The 18,396-nt window shown below is 67.7% G+C and carries 16 protein-coding genes; 10 read left to right on the forward strand and 6 right to left on the reverse strand.

All coding sequences use genetic code 11. The features are described 5' to 3' along the window. Nucleotides 1-18 precede the first annotated feature (18 nt). The gene (locus ASE00_RS14040; RefSeq protein WP_056381214.1) at nt 19-243 is read right to left on the reverse strand and encodes a transcriptional regulator domain-containing protein; all 225 of its coding nucleotides are present in this window, start codon (nt 241-243) and stop codon (nt 19-21) included. Between the two features lie 624 nt (nt 244-867). Here ASE00_RS14040 and ASE00_RS14045 point away from each other — a divergent pair. The 4 genes from ASE00_RS14045 (at nt 868) to ASE00_RS14060 (ending at nt 7,980) form a co-directional block, all read left to right on the forward strand. Beyond that, complete coding sequence (locus ASE00_RS14045; protein ID WP_200957928.1) at nt 868-1,392, forward strand: RNA polymerase sigma factor; 525 nt, start codon at nt 868-870, stop codon at nt 1,390-1,392. Between the two features lie 11 nt (nt 1,393-1,403). Continuing rightward, complete coding sequence (locus tag ASE00_RS14050) at nt 1,404-2,366, forward strand: FecR family protein (RefSeq protein WP_056381217.1); 963 nt, start codon at nt 1,404-1,406, stop codon at nt 2,364-2,366. Nucleotides 2,367-2,505: 139 nt separating this feature from the next. Continuing rightward, nucleotides 2,506-5,541, forward strand: a complete 3,036-nt coding sequence (locus ASE00_RS14055) for a TonB-dependent receptor (protein WP_056381218.1) — start codon at nt 2,506-2,508, stop codon at nt 5,539-5,541. A 27-nt stretch (nt 5,542-5,568) separates the two neighbouring features. Next, nucleotides 5,569-7,980 carry an alpha/beta hydrolase family protein gene (locus ASE00_RS14060; RefSeq protein ID WP_056381220.1) on the forward strand — a complete coding sequence of 804 codons (2,412 nt, stop codon included), beginning with the start codon at nt 5,569-5,571 and terminating at the stop codon, nt 7,978-7,980. A gap of 2 nt (nt 7,981-7,982) precedes the next feature. On the opposite strand, the gene ASE00_RS14065 is transcribed toward ASE00_RS14060, so the two are convergent. The 3 genes from ASE00_RS14065 to ASE00_RS14075 form a co-directional block, all read right to left on the reverse strand. Continuing rightward, nucleotides 7,983-9,824 carry an asparagine synthase-related protein gene (locus ASE00_RS14065; RefSeq protein ID WP_056381222.1) on the reverse strand — a complete coding sequence of 614 codons (1,842 nt, stop codon included), beginning with the start codon at nt 9,822-9,824 and terminating at the stop codon, nt 7,983-7,985. Next, nucleotides 9,790-10,458: a lasso peptide biosynthesis B2 protein gene (locus tag ASE00_RS14070; RefSeq protein ID WP_056381224.1), complete on the reverse strand. Its 669-nt coding sequence runs from the start codon at nt 10,456-10,458 to the stop codon at nt 9,790-9,792. The genes ASE00_RS14065 and ASE00_RS14070 overlap by 35 nt, the downstream gene beginning before the upstream one ends. A gap of 240 nt (nt 10,459-10,698) precedes the next feature. Next, nucleotides 10,699-11,301 carry a GntR family transcriptional regulator gene (locus ASE00_RS14075; protein ID WP_056381227.1) on the reverse strand — a complete coding sequence of 201 codons (603 nt, stop codon included), beginning with the start codon at nt 11,299-11,301 and terminating at the stop codon, nt 10,699-10,701. A gap of 318 nt (nt 11,302-11,619) precedes the next feature. Here ASE00_RS14075 and ASE00_RS14080 point away from each other — a divergent pair, with 318 nt between their 5' ends. From ASE00_RS14080 to ASE00_RS23540, 4 genes are all read left to right on the forward strand, one after another. Continuing rightward, nucleotides 11,620-12,126, forward strand: coding sequence for a helix-turn-helix domain-containing protein (locus ASE00_RS14080; protein ID WP_056381229.1), 507 nt, complete (start codon nt 11,620-11,622; stop codon nt 12,124-12,126). A 461-nt stretch (nt 12,127-12,587) separates the two neighbouring features. After that, nucleotides 12,588-13,781, forward strand: a complete 1,194-nt coding sequence (locus tag ASE00_RS14085; protein WP_235538673.1) for a DUF4118 domain-containing protein — start codon at nt 12,588-12,590, stop codon at nt 13,779-13,781. 70 nt (nt 13,782-13,851) lie between these two features. Further along, nucleotides 13,852-14,058: a hypothetical protein gene (locus tag ASE00_RS14090; RefSeq protein ID WP_056381234.1), complete on the forward strand. Its 207-nt coding sequence runs from the start codon at nt 13,852-13,854 to the stop codon at nt 14,056-14,058. Between the two features lie 7 nt (nt 14,059-14,065). Next, entirely contained in the window at nt 14,066-14,803 is a 738-nt protein-coding gene (locus ASE00_RS23540) for a hypothetical protein (RefSeq protein WP_156405429.1), read from the forward strand. Here ASE00_RS23540 and ASE00_RS14100 read toward each other — a convergent pair. After that, nucleotides 14,785-16,095 (reverse strand): SLC13 family permease, encoded by a 1,311-nt coding sequence (locus ASE00_RS14100; RefSeq protein WP_056381238.1) that lies wholly within the window; start codon nt 16,093-16,095, stop codon nt 14,785-14,787. The two genes, ASE00_RS23540 and ASE00_RS14100, sit on opposite strands and share 19 nt — an antisense overlap. Before the next feature lie 99 nt (nt 16,096-16,194). Here ASE00_RS14100 and ASE00_RS14105 point away from each other — a divergent pair, with 99 nt between their 5' ends. Next, entirely contained in the window at nt 16,195-17,034 is an 840-nt protein-coding gene (locus ASE00_RS14105) for a hypothetical protein (protein ID WP_056381240.1), read from the forward strand. A 176-nt stretch (nt 17,035-17,210) separates the two neighbouring features. Continuing rightward, a complete protein-coding gene (locus ASE00_RS23755) occupies nt 17,211-17,378 on the forward strand; it encodes a hypothetical protein (protein ID WP_162256460.1) in 168 nt (55 codons plus the stop codon). Here the strand turns inward: ASE00_RS23755 and ASE00_RS14110 are convergent. Continuing rightward, a complete protein-coding gene (locus ASE00_RS14110; RefSeq protein ID WP_056381242.1) occupies nt 17,375-18,139 on the reverse strand; it encodes a DUF1134 domain-containing protein in 765 nt (254 codons plus the stop codon). The two genes, ASE00_RS23755 and ASE00_RS14110, sit on opposite strands and share 4 nt — an antisense overlap. Between the last annotated feature and the right edge of the window lie 257 nt (nt 18,140-18,396).

Below are 18,396 nucleotides of genomic sequence, written 5' to 3' on the forward strand. Positions count from 1 at the left end.
GCGCGCCGCCGTGGATCCTCAGCGAAAGGACAGCCCCCAGGGTTCGCCGCCGGGAAAGCCGCCGGGCAGGATGTTGGTCCCGGCCCGCGTGTCCCCCGAAACGGTGCCAAGCTTCATCGCCGCCGCACGATAGTCGGCATTGCGCCGCACGAACTCCCAGGCGAGCCCGGCATGGTCGAAGCCGGTGAGCGGCTGATAGAGGCGGCTGTCCTGCCAGTTGGGCGTCACATCGGAATCGGTCATGGCGTCTCCTGTCTCCCCCGCCCCGATGGTGCGCGCGGCAGCCGAAAAAGCCGCGCATGACGGCGCTACATGCGGCGCTAGCCGGAACCTCCGATGAGCTTTTCCGAGTCGGCGGCGGGACATGGCGAGCGTTCGGCAGAATCTGGCGGAGTTCGCACGAGAAACTGGTGCGTTGCCCCCGCTGCACCGCGCGTGCCGGCGACTCGCCGCCCGGCCGTCATCGGTACGGGGCATCGCTGCCCCACACGGCATCGCAGCGCCGCGCAGCGGCGCGTTGCCTGACCGGGCAGCTTTGCCCTAGGGAAAGCATCGTCGGGCGCCGCAGCATAGGAGCGTGGCTGGAGCCAGGGGACGCGGTCGACACCGCGTCGGCAGCGCCACCCTCCCAAATCGCGGGCCTTTGCACAAAGGTTCCAACGCCCGACCCCTTGCCCTGTCGTCCGGTCGGGCCCAGTCTTGCCCATGTCGCCGGCGCCGGCCGGCGGCAGGGGCGTGGAAACCCCTGTGCAGGCGAGCAGGCATGTCGCGGACATGGCTGCCTTACCCGTTCGTTTCGGCGACATGGCCGCTTCATGGCAAGCGGATCTGACAGGTTCCAGCCCTTCGCACTGAGCGGAGGCGACGGTGGAAGACGAGGATGAGGATGACGGCCGGAATGCGGTGGGAGTCGGGACACGCGTCGATGCGCTCTTTCGCCGGCATGCGGGTTGGCTGCAGCGGACCTTGCGCCACCGCTTCGGCGCCGCCGCCGATGAAGCCGAGGATCTCGTACAGGAGGCCTATCTGCGCATCGCGCGCTATGCCGAGGCTGGGCGCGATCATCATCCCAGGGCGCTGCTGCTGGCGATCGCGCGCAACCTGCTGCGCGACACGCGCCGCAGCGCAGCGCACCGCCATCGCTGGACACCGGCCTGGCGCGCGGTCGAGCCCGGCGAACTGCTGCCGGTCGAACCCGACCAGGCCGAGCAACTGCTGCTCAAGCAGGTCATCCTCGGCATGCCGCCGGCCTATCGCGACGTCTTCATCCTCTCGCGGTTCACGCCGATGAGCTATGCGGATATCGCCCGCCATTATGGCCTCTCGATCAAGACGGTCGAATGGCGAATGCGCAAGGCGCTCGAACATTGCGCGGCGCAGCTGCGCTATTAGGACGGACCGCGATGCGCGAAGAGAATGACCAGGACGATCCGGAAGCGCAGGCCGCCTTATGGCTGAGCCGGCTCAACGAGATGTCGGTGTCGACCGAGCTGCTCGAGCAATTCTATGTGTGGCGCCGCGATCCGGTGAACGGCGAGGCGTTCGGGCGGATCGAATATCTCTGGGATCGCGCGGCGGCGCTGGGCGGCGATCCCGACATCGCCACGGCGGTGCAGGCGGCGCTGACGCGCGAGCCGCCACGGCGACGCCTGGCCCCCTGGCTGACGACGCGCCGCGCGGTGATCGCCGGCGGCATCGGGCTGGCGGGTGCGGCCGGGCTCGGCTGGGGGCTGTACGATCCCCGTTACGCCACCGCGGTCGGCGAACAGCGCACGGTCATGCTCGACGACGGCAGCAAGGTCATCCTCAACACCGACAGCGCGGTCAGCGTCGCGATGAGCACCCGCGCGCGGCGGGTCCGGCTGGAGCGCGGCGAGGCCTGGTTCGAGGTCGCGCACGACCGCGACCGGCCCTTTTCGGTCGAGGCCGACGGCGCGGTCGTCACCGCGCTCGGCACGAGCTTCTCGGTCCGCCGCCAGGGAAACCTGCAGCGGATCGTGCTCGCCGAAGGCCAGGTCTCGGTGGCAGGCGCCGCCGCGCCAGCGCAACGGCTCGCGCCCGGGCAGAGCATCGAGGTCCGCGACGGCCGGCCCGGACCGATCCGGCCGGTCGATATCGGCGCCGAGCTGGCATGGCGCGCAGGGCGGCTTTCGTTCAAGGACGTGCCGCTCGGGGCGGCGATCGCCGAGGTCAATCGCTATGCCCGCCGGCCGGTGCGGCTCGAGGTCCCGGCGCTCAGCCAGGTTCCGGTCAACGGCACCTTCGACACCGGCGACGCCCAGAGCTTCGCGTCGGCGGTGACCGCGCTGTTCCCCCTGGAGGCCCGCACCGGCGATGACGGCGAGATCATTCTCACCGAACGTTAGCCGCCCCACCCCCGCGGCCCGAAAATATTTTCGATGCCACCAGGGTGGCGGTCACCCTGCTCCGTTTCCCGTCCCATCGCCACGCAGGCGCGCAAGCGCCGTGGCCCAGGGACAGTAACCGGGACAGGGGAACATCATCATGACCGACCAGCAACAACGCCATGGCAGCACGCGTCTAAAGCTGCCGGCGATCGCGCTCGCCGCGGCGCTCGCCGCGATGCCGGCCGAAGGCGCCGGGCCCCGCCTCGCCTTCCACCAGGCCGCCGCACCGCTCGACGATGCGCTGCAACTCTACGCCGCGCAGACGGGCCGACAGATGCTCTATACCAGCGCGCTGGTCGCGGGACTGCGCGCGCCGGCGATCGAGGGCCGGCTCGATGCCGATACCGCGCTGCGCCGCCTCCTGGCCGGAACGCCGGTCACGATCGTGCGGCGCGAAGGCCGGCTGGTCGTGCTCGGCGAACGCGCGAAGCCGGTTGCGAGGCGGCCGAAGCCGGTGCCGCGCGCGGACCGCAAGGCGCCGGCCAAGCCAGTGGTGCCCGACGCGACGCCCGATGCCGCCGAAATCATCGTGACCGGCTCGAACATCCGCGGCCAAGCGGCGATCGCACCGGTGCTCAAGCTCGACGCCACGGACATCGCGCGGTCGGGCTTTGGCACGGTCAGCGAGGCGATCGCGGCCTTGCCGCAGAATTTCGGCGGCACCGCCACCGAGGACAGCGTCGCGACGGCGTCAGATCGCAGCTTCCCCAACACCGGCTTCGGCGCGGGGGTCAACCTGCGCGGGCTGGGATCGGATGCGACACTGGTGCTCGTCAATGGCCGACGTGTCGCGGGGGCGGGCGGGCGCGGCGACTTTACCGACCTGTCATCGATCCCGGTCGGCGCGATCGCGCGAATCGAGATACTCACCGACGGCGCCTCGGCGATCTACGGCTCAGACGCGGTGGGCGGCGTGGTCAACATGATCCTGAAGAAGGACTATGAGGGCGCCGAGACCCGGCTCAGGCTCGGCGGGGTCACCAAGGGCGGTGCGCGCGACTATCAGTTCGGCCAGCTCGCCGGACTGCGCTGGCCGACCGGCCATGTCTTCGCGTCCTATGAGTTCTCGCGACGCGAGGCGCTGCCCAGCGCGGCGCGGCGCTATACCGCGACCTCCGACCTGCGCGCGCTCGGCGGCAACGACTATCGGGTGCCCTATGCGATGCCCGGCAATGTGCTGCGGTTCGACGCGGCGCTCGGTACCTATGTGGCCGCCTTCGCGATCCCCGACGGGCAGGACGGAACCGGGCTGACCGCGGCGAGCTTCCGGCCCGGCGGCAATCTCAACAATCAGCGCGCCGGCACCGACATCCTGCCGCGCCAGACCCGCCATATCGGCTATGCCTATGCCGAGCAGCAGGCGGGCGACGATGTCACGCTGTTCGCGGAAGGGCGCTATGCCCGCCGCCGCTTCCATCTGCTGCTCGCCTCGACCTACACCGCCTTTCCGATCAGCGCCACCAACCCCTATTTCGTCAGCCCGACCGGGGCGGCCTCGGATATCATCGGCTATAGCTTCCTGCGCGAACTCGGCCCGAGCCGCAACGCTGGCACTGTCAGGACCTGGAGCGCCGCGGCCGGCGGCACGGTCAAACTCGGCGGCGACTGGCGGCTCGACGTCTATGGCGCACGCGCGGTCGAACACACCTTCTACCGCAACGACAACACGATCAATTCGACCTATTTCTACGAGGCGCTGGGCGTCACCCCTGACAATGTCGCGACCGCCTATGATCCGCGGCGTGACGGCTATTTCAATCCCTATGGCAGCGGCCACTCGAACAGCGCGGCGCTGCTCGCTTTCATCAACCAGGGCTATAGCGTCGAATATGACGATGCCCGGGTCGACGATATCGTCGCCAAGGCCGACGGCGCGCTCGTCGACCTGCCCGGCGGCACGGTGCGGCTGGCGGTCGGAGCGGGCCTGCGCTGGGAGCATTTCGCGCGCCATGGCGAGACCTTCTACGACGGGGTAGCGCCGACGCCGCTGATCCCAACCGATGCGACGCGGCGGATCGGGTCGGCCTTCGCCGAATTATCGCTGCCGCTGGTCGGCGCAGACAACGCCGTGTGGGGCGTCCGCCGGCTGCTGCTGACGGCGGCGGTGCGGCACGAACATTATCAGGATGTCGGCAGCACCACCAATCCGAAGCTGGGTCTCGCCTGGGAGCCGGCGAACGGGCTGAGCTTGCGGGGGAGCTGGGGGACCTCGTTCCGCGCGCCCTCGATCAAAGAGGTGACCGATCCGCTGCGGGTTTCGACCGCGCAATATCCCAATGCCAGCGGCGGGCGAACGCCGGTGCTGGCGCTGAGCGGCGGCAATCCCGGCCTCAAGCCGGAGACGGCGCGGACCTGGTCATTGGGCGCGGCCTTGGCCCCGACCGCACTCAAGGGCCTGCGCGTCGAGGCGAACTGGTTTCAGACGCGCTTTCGCGACCGGATCGGGCGGCCCGCTTTCGAGAATCCGACCCGGGCGCTGCGCGACCCGAGCTATGCGCCGTTCATCACCCTGCTCGATCCCGTCAACAATCCGGCCGATGCCGCCCGGCTGCAAGCGCTGCTCGACACGCCCGGCGCGGTCTCCTCGGTGCTGCTGCCGGTCAGCTCACTGCGCGGCATCGTCGATGGGCGTTACGTCAATACCGCGAAGACGGTGGTACAGGGCGTCGACCTGCTGCTCAGCCAGGCGCTCACGCTCGGAACCAGCAGCCTCCAGCTCAGCGCCAACGGCACTTGGCTGATCGACTATAAGAGCCAGGTGACGCCGGCGGCGGCGCTGGTCGAACGGGTCGCGACGGTCGGCAATCCCAGCGATTTCCGCAGCCGGGCGACCATCAGCTGGGACCGCGGGCCGCTCGGCGCAACGCTCACTGCCAATTATGTCCATGGCTATCGCGACGACATCAGCGTGCCGAACCGCCATATCGCCAGCTGGACGACGCTCGACGCGCAGCTGCGCTACAGCCCGCAAGGGCCCGGCTGGGCCAAGGGGCTCACCGTCTCGCTCAGCATCACCAATCTGCTCGCCACCGACCCGCCCTTCGTCAATATGGCGACGGGCTATGGCTATGATCCGGCCAACGCCGATCCGCTCGGCCGCTTCGCGGCGCTCCAGATCAGCAAGAAATGGTGATCGCCGGCCGCTGATCGGACCCGGACGATGCTAACCCTCGCAAAGACGCTCGTACGTGTCTGGCTGCTGCTGTACGCCGGACTGGCGCCGGCCAAGCCCTTCTCGGTCGACGCGATGCTGCGCAATCAGAGCTATGGCCATGTCTGGGTCGATCCGGACGAAAGCTGGGCGGTGGTCGAGCGCCGCGCGCGCTATGATAGCGCAAGCGACTATGGCCTCGGCAGCTTCACCACCCGCCAGCTATCGAAGCTGTGGCGGATCGATCTCGTCCGGGGCGCCGCCGCGACGCCGCTGTTCGACCAGCGCACCGACACCGGCTATTGGGCGGAAGGCTTCTCGCCTTCAGGCCGCTATCTCGCGGTGATGGCGCTCCGCGACCGGCGGCTGCGGCTCGGCCTGTTCGACATGCGCAGCGGCAGCCTGCGCTGGCTCGCCGGCACGCCCGACATGCCTTTCGCGCAGCCGGGACCCTTATGGCTCAGTGACGACCGACTCATTCGCGTGCAGCTCAGCTCGCCGCAGCTGCCGCGGCTGCTCGACGGCACGAGCGGCGCCGCCGACCGGGTCGCCGCCGGCTGGCAGCGTCAGGCGGGCGGGCACGAAAGCTCGCTGAGCTGGCTGTCCTCGACGCATGCCACGGCGGGTGACAGCAGGCGCGAGGTGCGTCTGCAGGATCTTACGAGCGGCAGCGACCGGCTGTTATGGCGCGGTGAGCTCAGCGACGTCGCGCTGTCGGCCGACCGGCGGTTCATCGCCATCGTGTCGCTGACCGGGCTGCGGCGCCCGCGCGGCGACGAACCGCTCGGGCTGGATTTCCAGAGCCGCGGACGGACGCTCACGATCATCGAGGTCGCCAGCGGCCGCAGCTGGCACCCTTGTCTCGCCTGCGATTTCGCGCCCAACCTGCTGCGCTGGTCACCGACCGGCGCGGCGCTGCTGGTCTTCGCGCGCGGCCATAGCGACAGCGGATGGCAGACCGGCCGGCTGCTGCGGCTGGAGCCCGCCGCGCGCCGCATCGTCCGCTGTTCGCCGCCCGGGCTCGACGCGGTGACTGGCGCGGGCGACGCCGGCAGCGGGCTCGTCGTCGCCGCCAGCTGGGCGGGCAGGATGCCCTTGCTGTTCGCCAGACGCGGAAGCGCGCGCGCCGACTGGTATGCGCTGGAACCGGGCAGCCCCCGGCCGCTGACGACAATGATGCGCTCGCCGCCATCGGCGTTGGTCAGCAGCACGGCCGGGGGGATCGCCCTGCTCGGCGACGGCGCCTATTGGCGGATCGGACTCGACGGGGCGGTGCGCGCGCGGACCGCCGGCATCGTCTCGGCCGGATCGACCACGCTTGACCCCTATCATTTCGGCGGACGCGGCATGTTCAACATGCCACCCTTCACGCCGCAGCCGCTGATTCGTCGCCTGTCCGAAGGCGTGGCGACGCTACACGGCCGCGCCCGCGAGGCGCTGCTCGACCTCCCGCCCGGCCGGCAATTGCTGGCATGGGCGCCGCGAAGCCGGCGCGCGGTGCTGCTCATTCGCCACGAGGCCGGCGATGCCGAACTGGCCCTATTGGCGGCGGGCCAGGTGCCCAGGGTGGTCGACCGGATCAACATGCATCTGGCGGGGCTCGATCGCGCCCGGGCCGTGGCGCTCGCGGCGACCGCACCCGACGGAAGCGCGATGACGCACTGGCTGTTGCTCCCGGCGCAGCCGGCGTCGACGCCGCCGCCGCTGGTGGTGGTCCCCTATCCCGGCAGCGTCTTCGGCCGCGACCACGCGCCGTCCCCCGGCGCGGACCGGATCTTCGCCGAGACCAATGGGCTGCTGCTCGCGGCGCACGGCTATGCGGTGCTCTATCCGAGCCTGCCGCTGGCCGCCGACAACCATGAACCCGCCGCCGCCATCGCCGCAGGCGTCGACCGGGCGGTCGACGCCGCGATCGCCAGCGGTCGGATCGACCCGCAGAGGATCGCGCTGTGGGGGCATAGCTATGGCGGCTATGCGGCGCTCGTCGTCGCGGCAAGCAGCCGGCGCTATCGCGCGATCGTCGCGTCGGCGGCGCCAAGCAACCTGCTCGCGCTCCATGGGACGCTGGTGCCGCGCACCGACAGCGACAGCGCTGCGCACTATCTGGCGATGCCCGGCGCGACCGAAGGCGGCCAGTTTCGCATGGGCGCACCGCCCTGGGCGGCGCCCGAGCGCTATCTCCGCAACAGCCCGGCACTGGCGGCCGACAAGATCGAGACACCATTGTTGCTCGTCCAGGGCGATCTCGACTTCATCCCGCTGGCCCAATCGGAGGCGCTGTTCACCGCGCTCTACCGCCGCGACCGTCCGGTCGAGCTGCTCCGCTATCGCGGCGAGAATCATATGCTCGCCTCGCCGGCCAATATCCGCGAGATGCTCGGCCATGTCCTCGCCTGGCTCGACGAAAGGCTTGGCCGATAGGCTCATGACCAGCGGCGCAGCCAGGCCTCGACGCCGGCGTAGAAGATGAGCACCCGCGCATGAGGCTCGGTCATCAGCCGGTCCTCATCGAGCATGGCCGCGAGCCGCGCACGATCGAGCAGCCCGCGCCGCACCAGCTCTCCGGCGAGGAGATGATCGCGCAGGAAGGCGAGATTGGCGACGAGCGCCCGGTTCGAATAGCGGCTGCTCTCGCCCTTGCCGGCGCGCGCGACGATCGCGGCGGGCAGGCGGCCGGAGAAGGCGTCGCGTGCCAGCGAGCGATCGCGCGCATCGGCCGACAGCAGAAAGACCGGCAGTGCGAGGCAATATTCGATCAGCGGCTGCGACAGCAGCGGATGGACCAGCGCGATGCGGCGCCCGCGGGCCGTGGGCGACAGATAGACCAGCGCGTTGACGATCGCCTCGAGCTGGCGCTGCTTGGCCGGCGGCAGCGCTTCGGCGCCATCGAGCCAGGGATGCCGCCCGGCCCGGTCGGCGATCAGTCCGCGCGCATGGTCGGTCAGGAAACCAGCGCCATAGGCCGCCGCCGCGGGTGGGCGATGGCGGTACCCGAGCTGGTCGGCGGCCATCGTCCCCCAGATCCGCCAGATCGAACATTGCGCGCGCCGGGCTATCGTCCACGGGAAGGCCGAAACATAGGCCCTCGCGCCGAGGGCGCGCCGATAATCGACCGCCATTTCGGGATAGGGCATCTGGAAGAAGACCGCGTCGCCGCCCTGTCCGGTCCAGAGCGCGGTGATCCCCTTATCGCGGGCAAAGGCGGCGAGCATCGCCTCCTGCTGGACATCGAGCCCGTAAAGCCGCGGCGCTGCAAGCGCCGCGGCCGGGACCAGCTGCGACATATCCACATTATCGGCGGCGAGTTGACGCTCCGCGAGCCCGACACCATGGCATTCGGCGGCCGCGCGCGCATAGCCGCGCTCGTCGCCCTCGCGGTGACGCACGTGGAGATTGATCGCGAGGATATCTGCAGGTGGTATGGCAGCGGCCAGACTGGAGAGCACGATCGCTGAATCGAGGCCGCCGGACAGTTGCAGCCCGACGCGGGGTAAATCGCTCGCCCAGGCACGGCAGACGCGGTCGACGATATCGACCAGGCCGGCCCCAGCCGCCTCTGCCGAGCCGGACCATGGCTGGGATGCGAAGGCCAGCGGCGACCAGCTTGCGACCGGCGCGGCGAGATTGTCGAGCGCATGGAGGCGGCCAGGCTTAAGCAGGGTCGTCCCGGCGATTGCACTCCTGAACAGCGGCACGATCGGATCAGCGAGCAGGGCGGCGACGCTGGCGTCATCGACGGACAGGCGAAGCGATGCCGCGCCGCAAAGCCAGGCCGGCCAGGAAGGCGACAACAGCACGATCCCATCGGCTTCGGCGGCATAGAGGACGATGCCCCCTATCGGGTCGCGCAGGACGTGGCCAGGCCGCCTGGTTGCCGGATCGCTGAACAGCGCGACATAGCGCCCCCAGGCGAGGCGGGTCAGCGCGGTTGCGCGCGAAGCCGGAGCAGGGCCCGCGCCGGACAGCAGCGCCCCCAGGCGATCCCCCCCGATGCGAAGGCCGTCACGATCGAACAGGTCGCCGATGACGATCGCCTGCCGGTCCGGCGACGATGTCACCGTCATATGCCGCGGGTCACCCCAAAGCGTCCAGTGGGCGCCGGTGGCCAAGCAGGTCAGGCGGTCGCCGCCATGCGCGTCGACCATCGCGCGGAGATGCGCTTCCCGCCGCCGCGTGCCGTCGTCGTCCCGCAAGCGCAGGACGATCAGCAGGTCGAGGTCGGGATCCGGTTCAGGTGACGAGGATCGGGGTGAACCAGCGGACATGTTCGAGTGTGTCGGTAAGGACGATGCCATCATATTCCACCCAGCAATGCGCCTCGAACGGATGGGTCCGGACGCCGAACACCCATTGGGCGTCAGCACCGCACAGGCGCAGATATTCGAGCAGCAGGAAGGAGCGGACCAGACAGCGGCCCGACCGTGGCACGAGCGGCCGCAGCCGATCGACCCGGCGCGCGCACTCGCATAGCATCTCGCGGCCGGCACTTGATCGCCGTGGCCGCCGCGCCCGCCGGGCCTGCCGCTCGGCGAACCAGCGGGCGGGCGATCCCGCCCGCAGCGCGCTGGCGACCCGGCCGGCAGCGACGATCAGCCTGGCGAGGTCGGCTGCGCCGAGCCGCGACGGCGGATCGCGGCCGAGGTCGGCCTGCGCGGTCTCGGCGACCCGCCCCGCCCAGGGTGCCGGGTTGGCCTGTTCGACAAGCAGACGCTCGGCGATCAGCGCATCGAGGATCTCGTGCGAGTCGGTGCAGGAAGCGTCCATTGCCAGTGCCGCCAACACGGCGGCGCCGTGGCGGCGCGCGACGCACAGATATTGGTCCGAGGCGGCATCAAGGAAGACGAGATCGCCATCGACGACGGCAAGATGGACGTCGGGCGCGAGGCTGACAGCGCGCATATGGAAATAGGAGCGGCGGCCGAAGCCGCCGCTCCCTTCACGATCAGCCGACGGGACGGAACAGCGGCGAGCTGTCGAGCTCGTCGGCGCCGATCGGGCTGACGCCACGGGTCTCGGCCTTGACCGACCCCAGCCGGGTCACCCGGGTTTTGGTCTTCGTCATCGATTGTCTCCTCGTCAAAGCTGCCACTGTGCAGCCTCGCCAAGGTCCATCCCGCGCCGACGATATTCCACCTATACTCACAATATATTATCGCCCGCAGCGCAGCGAACAATCTGCTCGCAGCGCTGAATCCGGCGGCGGATGTGCTGGCCGGCGATGCGGCGGATCTGCGCGGTGGCGTCGGCATCGATCGCGGCGAGGAGCGCGCGCAGCGCCGCATGTTCGGCCATGTCGGGCGCAGCCTCGCAACGCCGATAGGGCAGCAGCCGATGGTCGCTATAGGCCCATATCGCCGCGAGCGCGCCGTCGCCGGCCGCGTTGACGAGGCTGGCGAGCAGCGGATCGATCGCGTGCCAAGGGCCGATCGGCGCCCGACGCGCGGGGACGGACGCCGCCGGACCGACTGGAGACGTGACCGCCGCGCTGACCAGCAGCAGCCGCAGCCGATAGATTTCAGTCAGCTGATGGGCGTGAAGCCTCGGCACGAAATAGCCGGCGCCCGGCCGCTCGGCGAGCAGCCCCTCGCCGGCGAGCCGCGACAAGGTCTCGCGGACCGGAATCGGGCTGATCCGCAGACGCTCCGCCAGCGGCGCGATCCTGAGTGGCGCCCCCGGCGAGGCCGCGCCCGAGCGGATGGCGGTGACCACCAGGCGCCGGACATCGTCAGCGTGGCCGGTCATCGTCCTTCCTCTTCGGCCTGCACGTGCTGAAGTCCACGCTACGCGCGACGCCGCGGAGCCGGATATATTCGTCGGATTTGGAGTAATGCGGGGTCGACATCCGCGATTTTTTGGCGGCATCTTACACTGTTATGCCAACTTACGGCGGATTTTGCGGGCTTGGCCCCATTGCTTTGCGGCTTCACCACCAAGCGGGCGGGCAACGCGCCCAAAGCGCCGTGCGAGGTTGGTTCGCCATTGCGCGCCGATCCTCTGCACGGGATGGCGCAATGATTGCCGGGCGCTGGATCGCCTGGGACCACGCCCGGTGAGTCCGCCATGAACGTAACTGGCACCGACAAGAGCGAGGAACGCGCGCAGGCGGCGCTGATCGCGAAGGCGTTGCGGTCAATACGCAAGGCGCGACGCATGAAACCGTCGGAAGTCGCCGCGGCGATGGGGATGCCGGTGAGGACCTATGAGCATTTCGAAGCCGGAACCGGTCGGATCACCTATGCCCGGCTGGCCCGGTTCGCCCAGGCGACCGACAGCGATCCGGTCGCCATTCTTGCCGTGATTCCCCTTCGCTCAGCGGAGTTCGCCTTGCGCTGTGCCGACAACAAGCTGATGACGATCGTGACGGCGGCGCTGCGGGAGCTCAACGAAGAACTTGGTCCCGATCTCGAATATCTGAACGTCAGGACGTTGATCGGCGCGATGGACAAGCTCGGCAAGGAGCTCACCGAGCATGTTCGGCGGCGTGACCTGTTCGCCGAACGCTGGATGGAGGAAAAAGCCTCCAAGGTGGAGGGCGTGACGATACCGCCCAAGCGCAAATTCCCCTGAGCAGCTCGGAGCGTTCCAGGCCATCGGGAAGGGGACCATGCCGCGCCGGTCGAGGTGCGCCGGCACGGGCGCGACACAAGGGCGGATGGCCTCGTCGTTTCCCGTCACACGAGCCGCTGCAATTGCCAGGCTGCGAAGCTGGGGGAATCCGTCAGCTAATGCGTCCAGCACGAGATCTGGTTGATGCGGTGATCGGCACCGGTTCGCCTCATGAGACGCTATCCACGTTGCCAAGGCACCGCAATGCTCGCGAGATGGACGCCCGCTCGACGTCGCGCGCGATGGCCCGGCAAGGCTGGATCGAACAGGGCCGGAACCTTTGCGCCGGCCGACGCGTCACGATAGGGTAGGCGATGAAAACAGGTCCAAATAGTTCATTATCCGCGGCCGCCAGCCATCGATCGAGGCCCGCTGCAAGCCACCTCGTGGTGGCTGTGAGCGGTGGACGCGAGACGGCCGGGTTGCTGGACCATGCAGAGCGGCTTGCGACCGCCTTGGGCATCGGCTGGGAAGCCCTCCACGTGGAGACGCCGGAACAGGAGCATGACCCGGATCGCGTTAGGGGCGTCGCCGAGGCCCTGAGCAGGGCCGCTGCATTGGGTGCATCGATCGCGACGATAGCAGCGGCGACGGTCGGCGATGGGCTAAGCGCGCATCTCCGATCGTCACGGGCGGATCATCTCGTCATCGGCGCTGCGCGCTCCGATGGATCATGGCGTCGGTCCAGCGACAAGCTGGCTGCTACCGTGTCCAGGGACATAGCCGATATAGCTTTGCACATTTATCCGACGGCCGGCGCGAAGCCGGCGCGACGCAGTTTGGCAGCCCCCTCGCCGGCGCTGACGGTCTGCCCCCGTCACGTCGCCCTGGCGAGCCTTGCGGTCGCTGCCACCTTGCTCATCGCCGAAGGCCTGCAGCTGTGGATGAGCAGCCGCTCGCTCGATCTGCTCTTTCTCTTTCCCGTCATCGCAATGTCGGCGCGCTACGGCTTCATTCCCGGGCTGACCGCCGCGTTCCTGTCCGTGCTGTGCTACAATTTCTTCCTACTGAGACCGGCATTCAGTTTTGATCCGGCGGCGCCGCAAAATGTGGTGATGGGCGTCGTGCTCGCGGTGGTCAGCGTGTATACAGGGGTGATGACCCATCGCCTGCGGAGCAGGCTGGTGCTGAGCGACCGCAGCGCCCAGGAGAATGCGAGCCTCGCGGCCTTTGCACAACGATTGACCGGCGATGCGAGTTGGGAAGCGACGGCGGCAACGGTATGCGAGCATGTTCATCGCCTTTTGAACGTCCACACGGTGCTGTTGCGTGAAGTTGGAGGCGAGTTGGAGGTCGCCGCCGCAGCGCCCGCGTTCGAGGAGATCGGTCCGGTCGACCGTGCAGCGCTCGACTGGGCGTGGCAGCATGGCACGGCAACCGGTGCGGGAACCGCGACATTGGCTTCGGCCAACTGGCAGTTCCAGCCACTCAAGACATCTCTCGGCATTCTGGCCGTCCTGGGACTGGCGCGCGCCGATGGTCGCGACCCCACGCCGCCACATCAACAGCTAATGCTGTCCACCATCCTGGCCCAGGCCGCGCTGGCGCATGAACGCCTGAGGCTTGAGGACGACATGAAAGCATCTCGTCCGCCGGCCGACGAGCAGCGAGACTGAGCCAGGGACGCGGAGGCGACCGGCAGTGGCGCAACGCGCTACACGCGCCGCCGCCGGCGGATCGGGGGCAATGCCGAGCGCCGACTCAGGCGGAGCTGCCGGCGACCCCGCCCTCACCCACCGGACCCAGGCTTTCATGATATGGCCGCGCGACGCCAAACCGGAGTGGGTCACGAACGTCCAGGCCATTGTTCCGGCGGATCAGGACGTGAAGACCAAGCCGAACATGTCCGGTCCGATCTGCCGCGGCCAGCTCAATCGAGATCAAGAGCCGTGACCAGAATATGTGGCAGATCGCGGTCGCCACCTGCTTCGAAAGACTGATCGTCGAACAGCCGTTCGGCGGCTTCGGCGATCGCGCCATAATGGTCGTCGACGATATTTTGGTGGTTCGAGACCGAACCCCGACCCGCCAGTTTCATGCAAGCCGCATTGTCAACCTCGACCAGAACCGGCTCCGTTCCGATCATCCCGAACAGAATCAAATGGTGCGGATCCCGGCTTTGATGTTCCAACACTATGCGATCGGCCATTCTGCACAATCTCCTCACTGGGGGGCGGTTCGGGCCCCGCACGTTTCGGGTCGACATGGTCGGGGCTTGCCGCGGATCGAAACACCGGAGCAATCATCCATTTCGGAGGCGGCAGCTTACCGCGCTGGCGGTCTGGAGATCGAGGGCTCGGAAATATCCTGCTCGACACCGTCACATCCTTCCGAGGAAGAAGCCGACATTTTACATCGTAACACGATATTTTCAACCCCGCGGATGCAAGATATGGGCTGCTTGCAGCCCGGACACCGGCAGGCCGGCGACCGGAGTCATCGCGCGGTCCCGGGCGATCGGGCCGGAGAATATCGGTCCGTCAGCGAGTCGGCGCACCGTCAGCCGGCGATGAGCAACGTGCCGATCCTAGCGGTCATGAGCCTCATCGCAGCGCAAAAGGGAGGGCCGGATCAGCTCCGTCATCGGCGCCAACCGCGACACCGCCGCGAGATATTCGGTCAAAAGGGAAAAGCATAACCGATCGCCATAATTGCGACGGCGAAGGTGATGATGTTCAGTGGCAACCCGATCCGGACAAAGTCCATGTAGCGATAGCCGCCCATCTGATACACGATCACGTTGGTCTGATAGCCAAAGGGGGTGGCGAAGGCGGCGCTTGCCGCCATCATCACCGCCACCAGAAACGGTCGCGGGCTGACCCCAAGGCTCTCGGCAAGCGCGACCGCCACCGGCGTCACGAGCACCGCGACCGTCGCGTTAGAGAGCAATTCGGTCAACACCATCGTCAGGAGGTAGAGCACGGCCAGGGCTGCCATCGGACTCAAGCCATGGACACTGGCGATGAGCAACCTGGACGCGCTCGCGGCAAGCCCGCTTTCATCCATCGCTATGCCGATGACGACCATGCCGGCGATGAGGATAAGGATCTCGGGCTTAAGGCCGCTATAGGCCTCGTCGGCACTGATCACGCGTAACAATATAAGTAGCACCGCGCCGGCGAACGCCGTCGCCGCGATCGGTGCAACGCCGATCGTGGCAAGCGCCACGGCCCCGAGAAAGATCGTCAACGCACTGATCGCCTTGCGCCAGACAAGCGGCCGCCTCTCGGCAAAGACGGCAGCATCGCCTACTTGGGCGCTGTGTATCTGGAGCGGTTCGATCGCCGCGATGGCGCCTTCCGGCATCTGATCCTCATGGCGACCACCCAGAAGCCGGCCGCTGACCAGAAACAGATAGACGCCCCCGGCTATGGCCATGGGAAGACCCACCGGCGTAACCTCGAACATGCCGAAGCGCGGCTGCCCGGAAACGCTCGCCATGTCGTCGACGAGAAGATTTGTCGACGTCCCGATCAGCGTGCAGCAGCCGGTCAGGATGGTCACATAGGACAAGGGGATCAGGAATCGCCTTGGCGACAGCTTCAACGTGGTGGCGACGTCGCGCACCACCGGGGCCCCCAGCACCACGATCGGTGTCGAGTTGAGGAAACAGGAAACCGATCCGATCATCGCCAGCAGCATCCAAATTCCGATGGCGCCGAAACGGCGACACATCGACACCGCCGCCGCAATGGCACGGTCGAGCAGACCGGAAAGCTCCAAGGCATAGGCAATGACGAAAAGCGATGCGAGGGCGATGATGGCGGGACTCGCGAACGCGCCCTGGACATCGACCGGCCGCACGACACCGGTCATCAACAGGACCGCCGCGCCACTGAGCGCGACGACGTCAGCGCGAATCCTGTCCCAGATGAGCGCCGCGACAACCGCGGCAAGAACAACCAAGGTAAGAATCTGGTCGACCGTCATCGCCGTGCTGCGTCGGCTGCTATCGCCGGAGTGTCAACGCTCGATAAGAAATTTCTCTTTGGGACTGGAGGATAGGCGCGATCTTGCTATCTATCGGTAATGCGCGAACCCAGCATCAGGACCAGCCGGATCGCCATTGCGGCTGGACTGGCGGCCGTGCTCGCCGTCGGCGGCGGCGGCTTCTTTCTCGGTCGCGCGTCGGCCCCGCGCGTCGAGCAAGCGCTGCCTGAACCAACGCCTCAAGCGCCGACCGTGACCCGCACCGAACCAGCCAAGCCCCTGGGAAGAGCCGACCTCATAGGGTTGGCACAGCAGGCATCGGACGCGCAAGCGTCTGGAACCCCGCTGCCGCCGACTGTCACAGGCGCAGCCGGCAGTCGATTCGATGTCGTGCTTCCCTTTGGCTGCGCCGGTCCCTCGGAGGACGGCAGCACCCCGTCCATGCGGTGGCGCTACGACGCGGCGACCGAGGCACTGCGCATTTCGGTGACGCCCGTCCTATGGAAGGCTCAGGATTGGGGTTTCGAAGAAGGAAAGGGCCCTCGAGCGGAAGGGTTCTGGATTGCCAGGCCCTGGACTTCAAGCGAGCGTTGCCCCCCGTCTCCCGTCCCGGCCGGCCCATCGGGTATCGAACCAGTGACCCTTCCCGGGCAGACCTTGGCGATTACGCAGTTTTCCGACGACGCCAAGGCCGGGCTGTCGCGCGACGGCAAGCCGTTCAACATCGTCAAACGCGTCAGGTCCGACGACTTCGACGGGTCACAGGGCTTCCGTCTGCGGATCAAAGGCCGCGTCGATCGGGATTATGGACCGGTTCGCTGCATTCAGCCCGCGGGCGTGGAGCAGCGCCCGATCTGTGCCGTCAGCGCTCGCATCGATGAAATCAGGATCGAGAATCCCGCAACTGACGAAGTGCTCGCCAGCTGGCCCATCCGCTAGACCGATGTCGAGCGGTCGGTGTTGATGGTCCTAACGCGTCACTGCGCAGGGCGACGCCGATCGGTGGCTGGGGCTCAATCTGGACAGGTTCCAAGGGCTTAGCCGCCCATGTCACGATATGTCCGGCGCACCGCCGACCGCCTTGGCCGTCCGGCTGCCGTGGCAATGGGACGCCGTTGATCACGCCGGTGCTGGTGGCCGGCTCCGCCGCGCCGCTGCGTCGTACCGAGCGCCTCCATCATGGCGGCTATCAGACGCCCGCCGATCGAGTGTGGCCAGCGGCTTTCAATTCGCAAGCGGCCGGATCCGGGCGTTCCCAGAACGATGGCCGCGGCGGCGTTTAAAATGGCAATGTTCGCGGCGTCCTGGAGAATGCGCGATACCCGACATTTACGCCGAGGCGCCAGCCGACTCCGAGGCGTATCGGAATCAGTACCACATCCCCTCGGCGCAAATAGGTGGCCGTAAAGCCGCCAACGACATAGGCCGCGCCCTCCGCAGCTGGATAGCGTTCGAAGATATCGGCTGTGTCGTACAGATTATAGACCAGCACGAAGCTCTTGGCGCCGTTCGCACCGATGTCGAACCCGAGCGACGGGCCCGTCCAATAAATCGGCTGCTGCCCCTCGACCTTATGAAAAAGCGTCCCCGACCCATAGCGAAGACCGACGATGAACGCTCCGCCCGCCTCCCTCCCAGCGATATAGGCATTGGGCCGCCCCTGTTTGGCGAGGATCTTCTCGATAATATCCGCTAGTCCAGCGGCACCCTTCCCAAAGACCCCCTCCGCCGCACTGAGCACATCGTCCTCGGCATAGCTGTTGTCGATGACGGCGGCGGTCGCATCCTCGCGAGGGCTCGACGCTGGAGCAGCGATCTCGTTCGGCGGCGATGCGGGCCCGTCTGCGTCGCTCGTCGATGGTGGGGACGGTATGTTCGGCAGCGACCCTGTTGTCGGTGGCGAGTCCGTCCCGTGCAGCGCTCCCGATGACGCGGCGATGTCGCCAGCGCGGTTCGGATCGATGGTGCGCGTTTGGGCAAAAGCAACGCGCCCCATCGAAATCTCGATCAAAGCCACACCAGCTATGAGATATCCCAACCGCATAGTACCTCTCCTGGATCCCGCTGAAAGCCTGGCCCCGTCGAGCCGCTATTGCGGAGGACCTGCTACAATATATCGTAGAACGATATATATCTGTCGAACGTAAGCGCGCAACTCGGTGAACATCGGTCTATCGCAAGGTCGAGTGAGATCAGCGTTGACCGGCGCTTCCAGCGCGCGGTCGGCCGTTTGACCCAGGGGTGATCGGGCGCCGGCCATGCTGCTCGGCCTGCAAGGAGGTCGCCGCAAAGGGTGACGGA

Origin of the sequence: Sphingomonas sp. Root710 (genome assembly GCF_001429065.1) — a bacterium.
GTDB lineage: Bacteria > Pseudomonadota > Alphaproteobacteria > Sphingomonadales > Sphingomonadaceae > Rhizorhabdus.

Excerpts from the sequence above, each read along its gene's own strand:
- ASE00_RS14060 (WP_056381220.1), top strand. The coding sequence starts at position 5,569 with ATGCTAACCCTCGCAAAGACGCTCGTACGTGTCTGGCTGCTGCTGTAC.
- ASE00_RS14110 (WP_056381242.1), bottom strand. The coding sequence starts at position 18,139 with ATGCGGTTGGGATATCTCATAGCTGGTGTGGCTTTGATCGAGATTTCG.
- ASE00_RS14075 (WP_056381227.1), bottom strand. The coding sequence starts at position 11,301 with ATGACCGGCCACGCTGACGATGTCCGGCGCCTGGTGGTCACCGCCATC.
- ASE00_RS14055 (WP_056381218.1), top strand. The coding sequence starts at position 2,506 with ATGACCGACCAGCAACAACGCCATGGCAGCACGCGTCTAAAGCTGCCG.
- ASE00_RS14090 (WP_056381234.1), top strand. The coding sequence starts at position 13,852 with ATGCCGAGCGCCGACTCAGGCGGAGCTGCCGGCGACCCCGCCCTCACC.
- ASE00_RS14050 (WP_056381217.1), top strand. The coding sequence starts at position 1,404 with ATGCGCGAAGAGAATGACCAGGACGATCCGGAAGCGCAGGCCGCCTTA.
- ASE00_RS14040 (WP_056381214.1), bottom strand. The coding sequence starts at position 243 with ATGACCGATTCCGATGTGACGCCCAACTGGCAGGACAGCCGCCTCTAT.
- ASE00_RS14105 (WP_056381240.1), top strand. The coding sequence starts at position 16,195 with ATGCGCGAACCCAGCATCAGGACCAGCCGGATCGCCATTGCGGCTGGA.
- ASE00_RS14100 (WP_056381238.1), bottom strand. The coding sequence starts at position 16,095 with ATGACGGTCGACCAGATTCTTACCTTGGTTGTTCTTGCCGCGGTTGTC.
- ASE00_RS14070 (WP_056381224.1), bottom strand. The coding sequence starts at position 10,458 with ATGCGCGCTGTCAGCCTCGCGCCCGACGTCCATCTTGCCGTCGTCGAT.
- ASE00_RS14065 (WP_056381222.1), bottom strand. The coding sequence starts at position 9,824 with ATGTCCGCTGGTTCACCCCGATCCTCGTCACCTGAACCGGATCCCGAC.
- ASE00_RS14080 (WP_056381229.1), top strand. The coding sequence starts at position 11,620 with ATGAACGTAACTGGCACCGACAAGAGCGAGGAACGCGCGCAGGCGGCG.
- ASE00_RS23540 (WP_156405429.1), top strand. The coding sequence starts at position 14,066 with ATGTGGCAGATCGCGGTCGCCACCTGCTTCGAAAGACTGATCGTCGAA.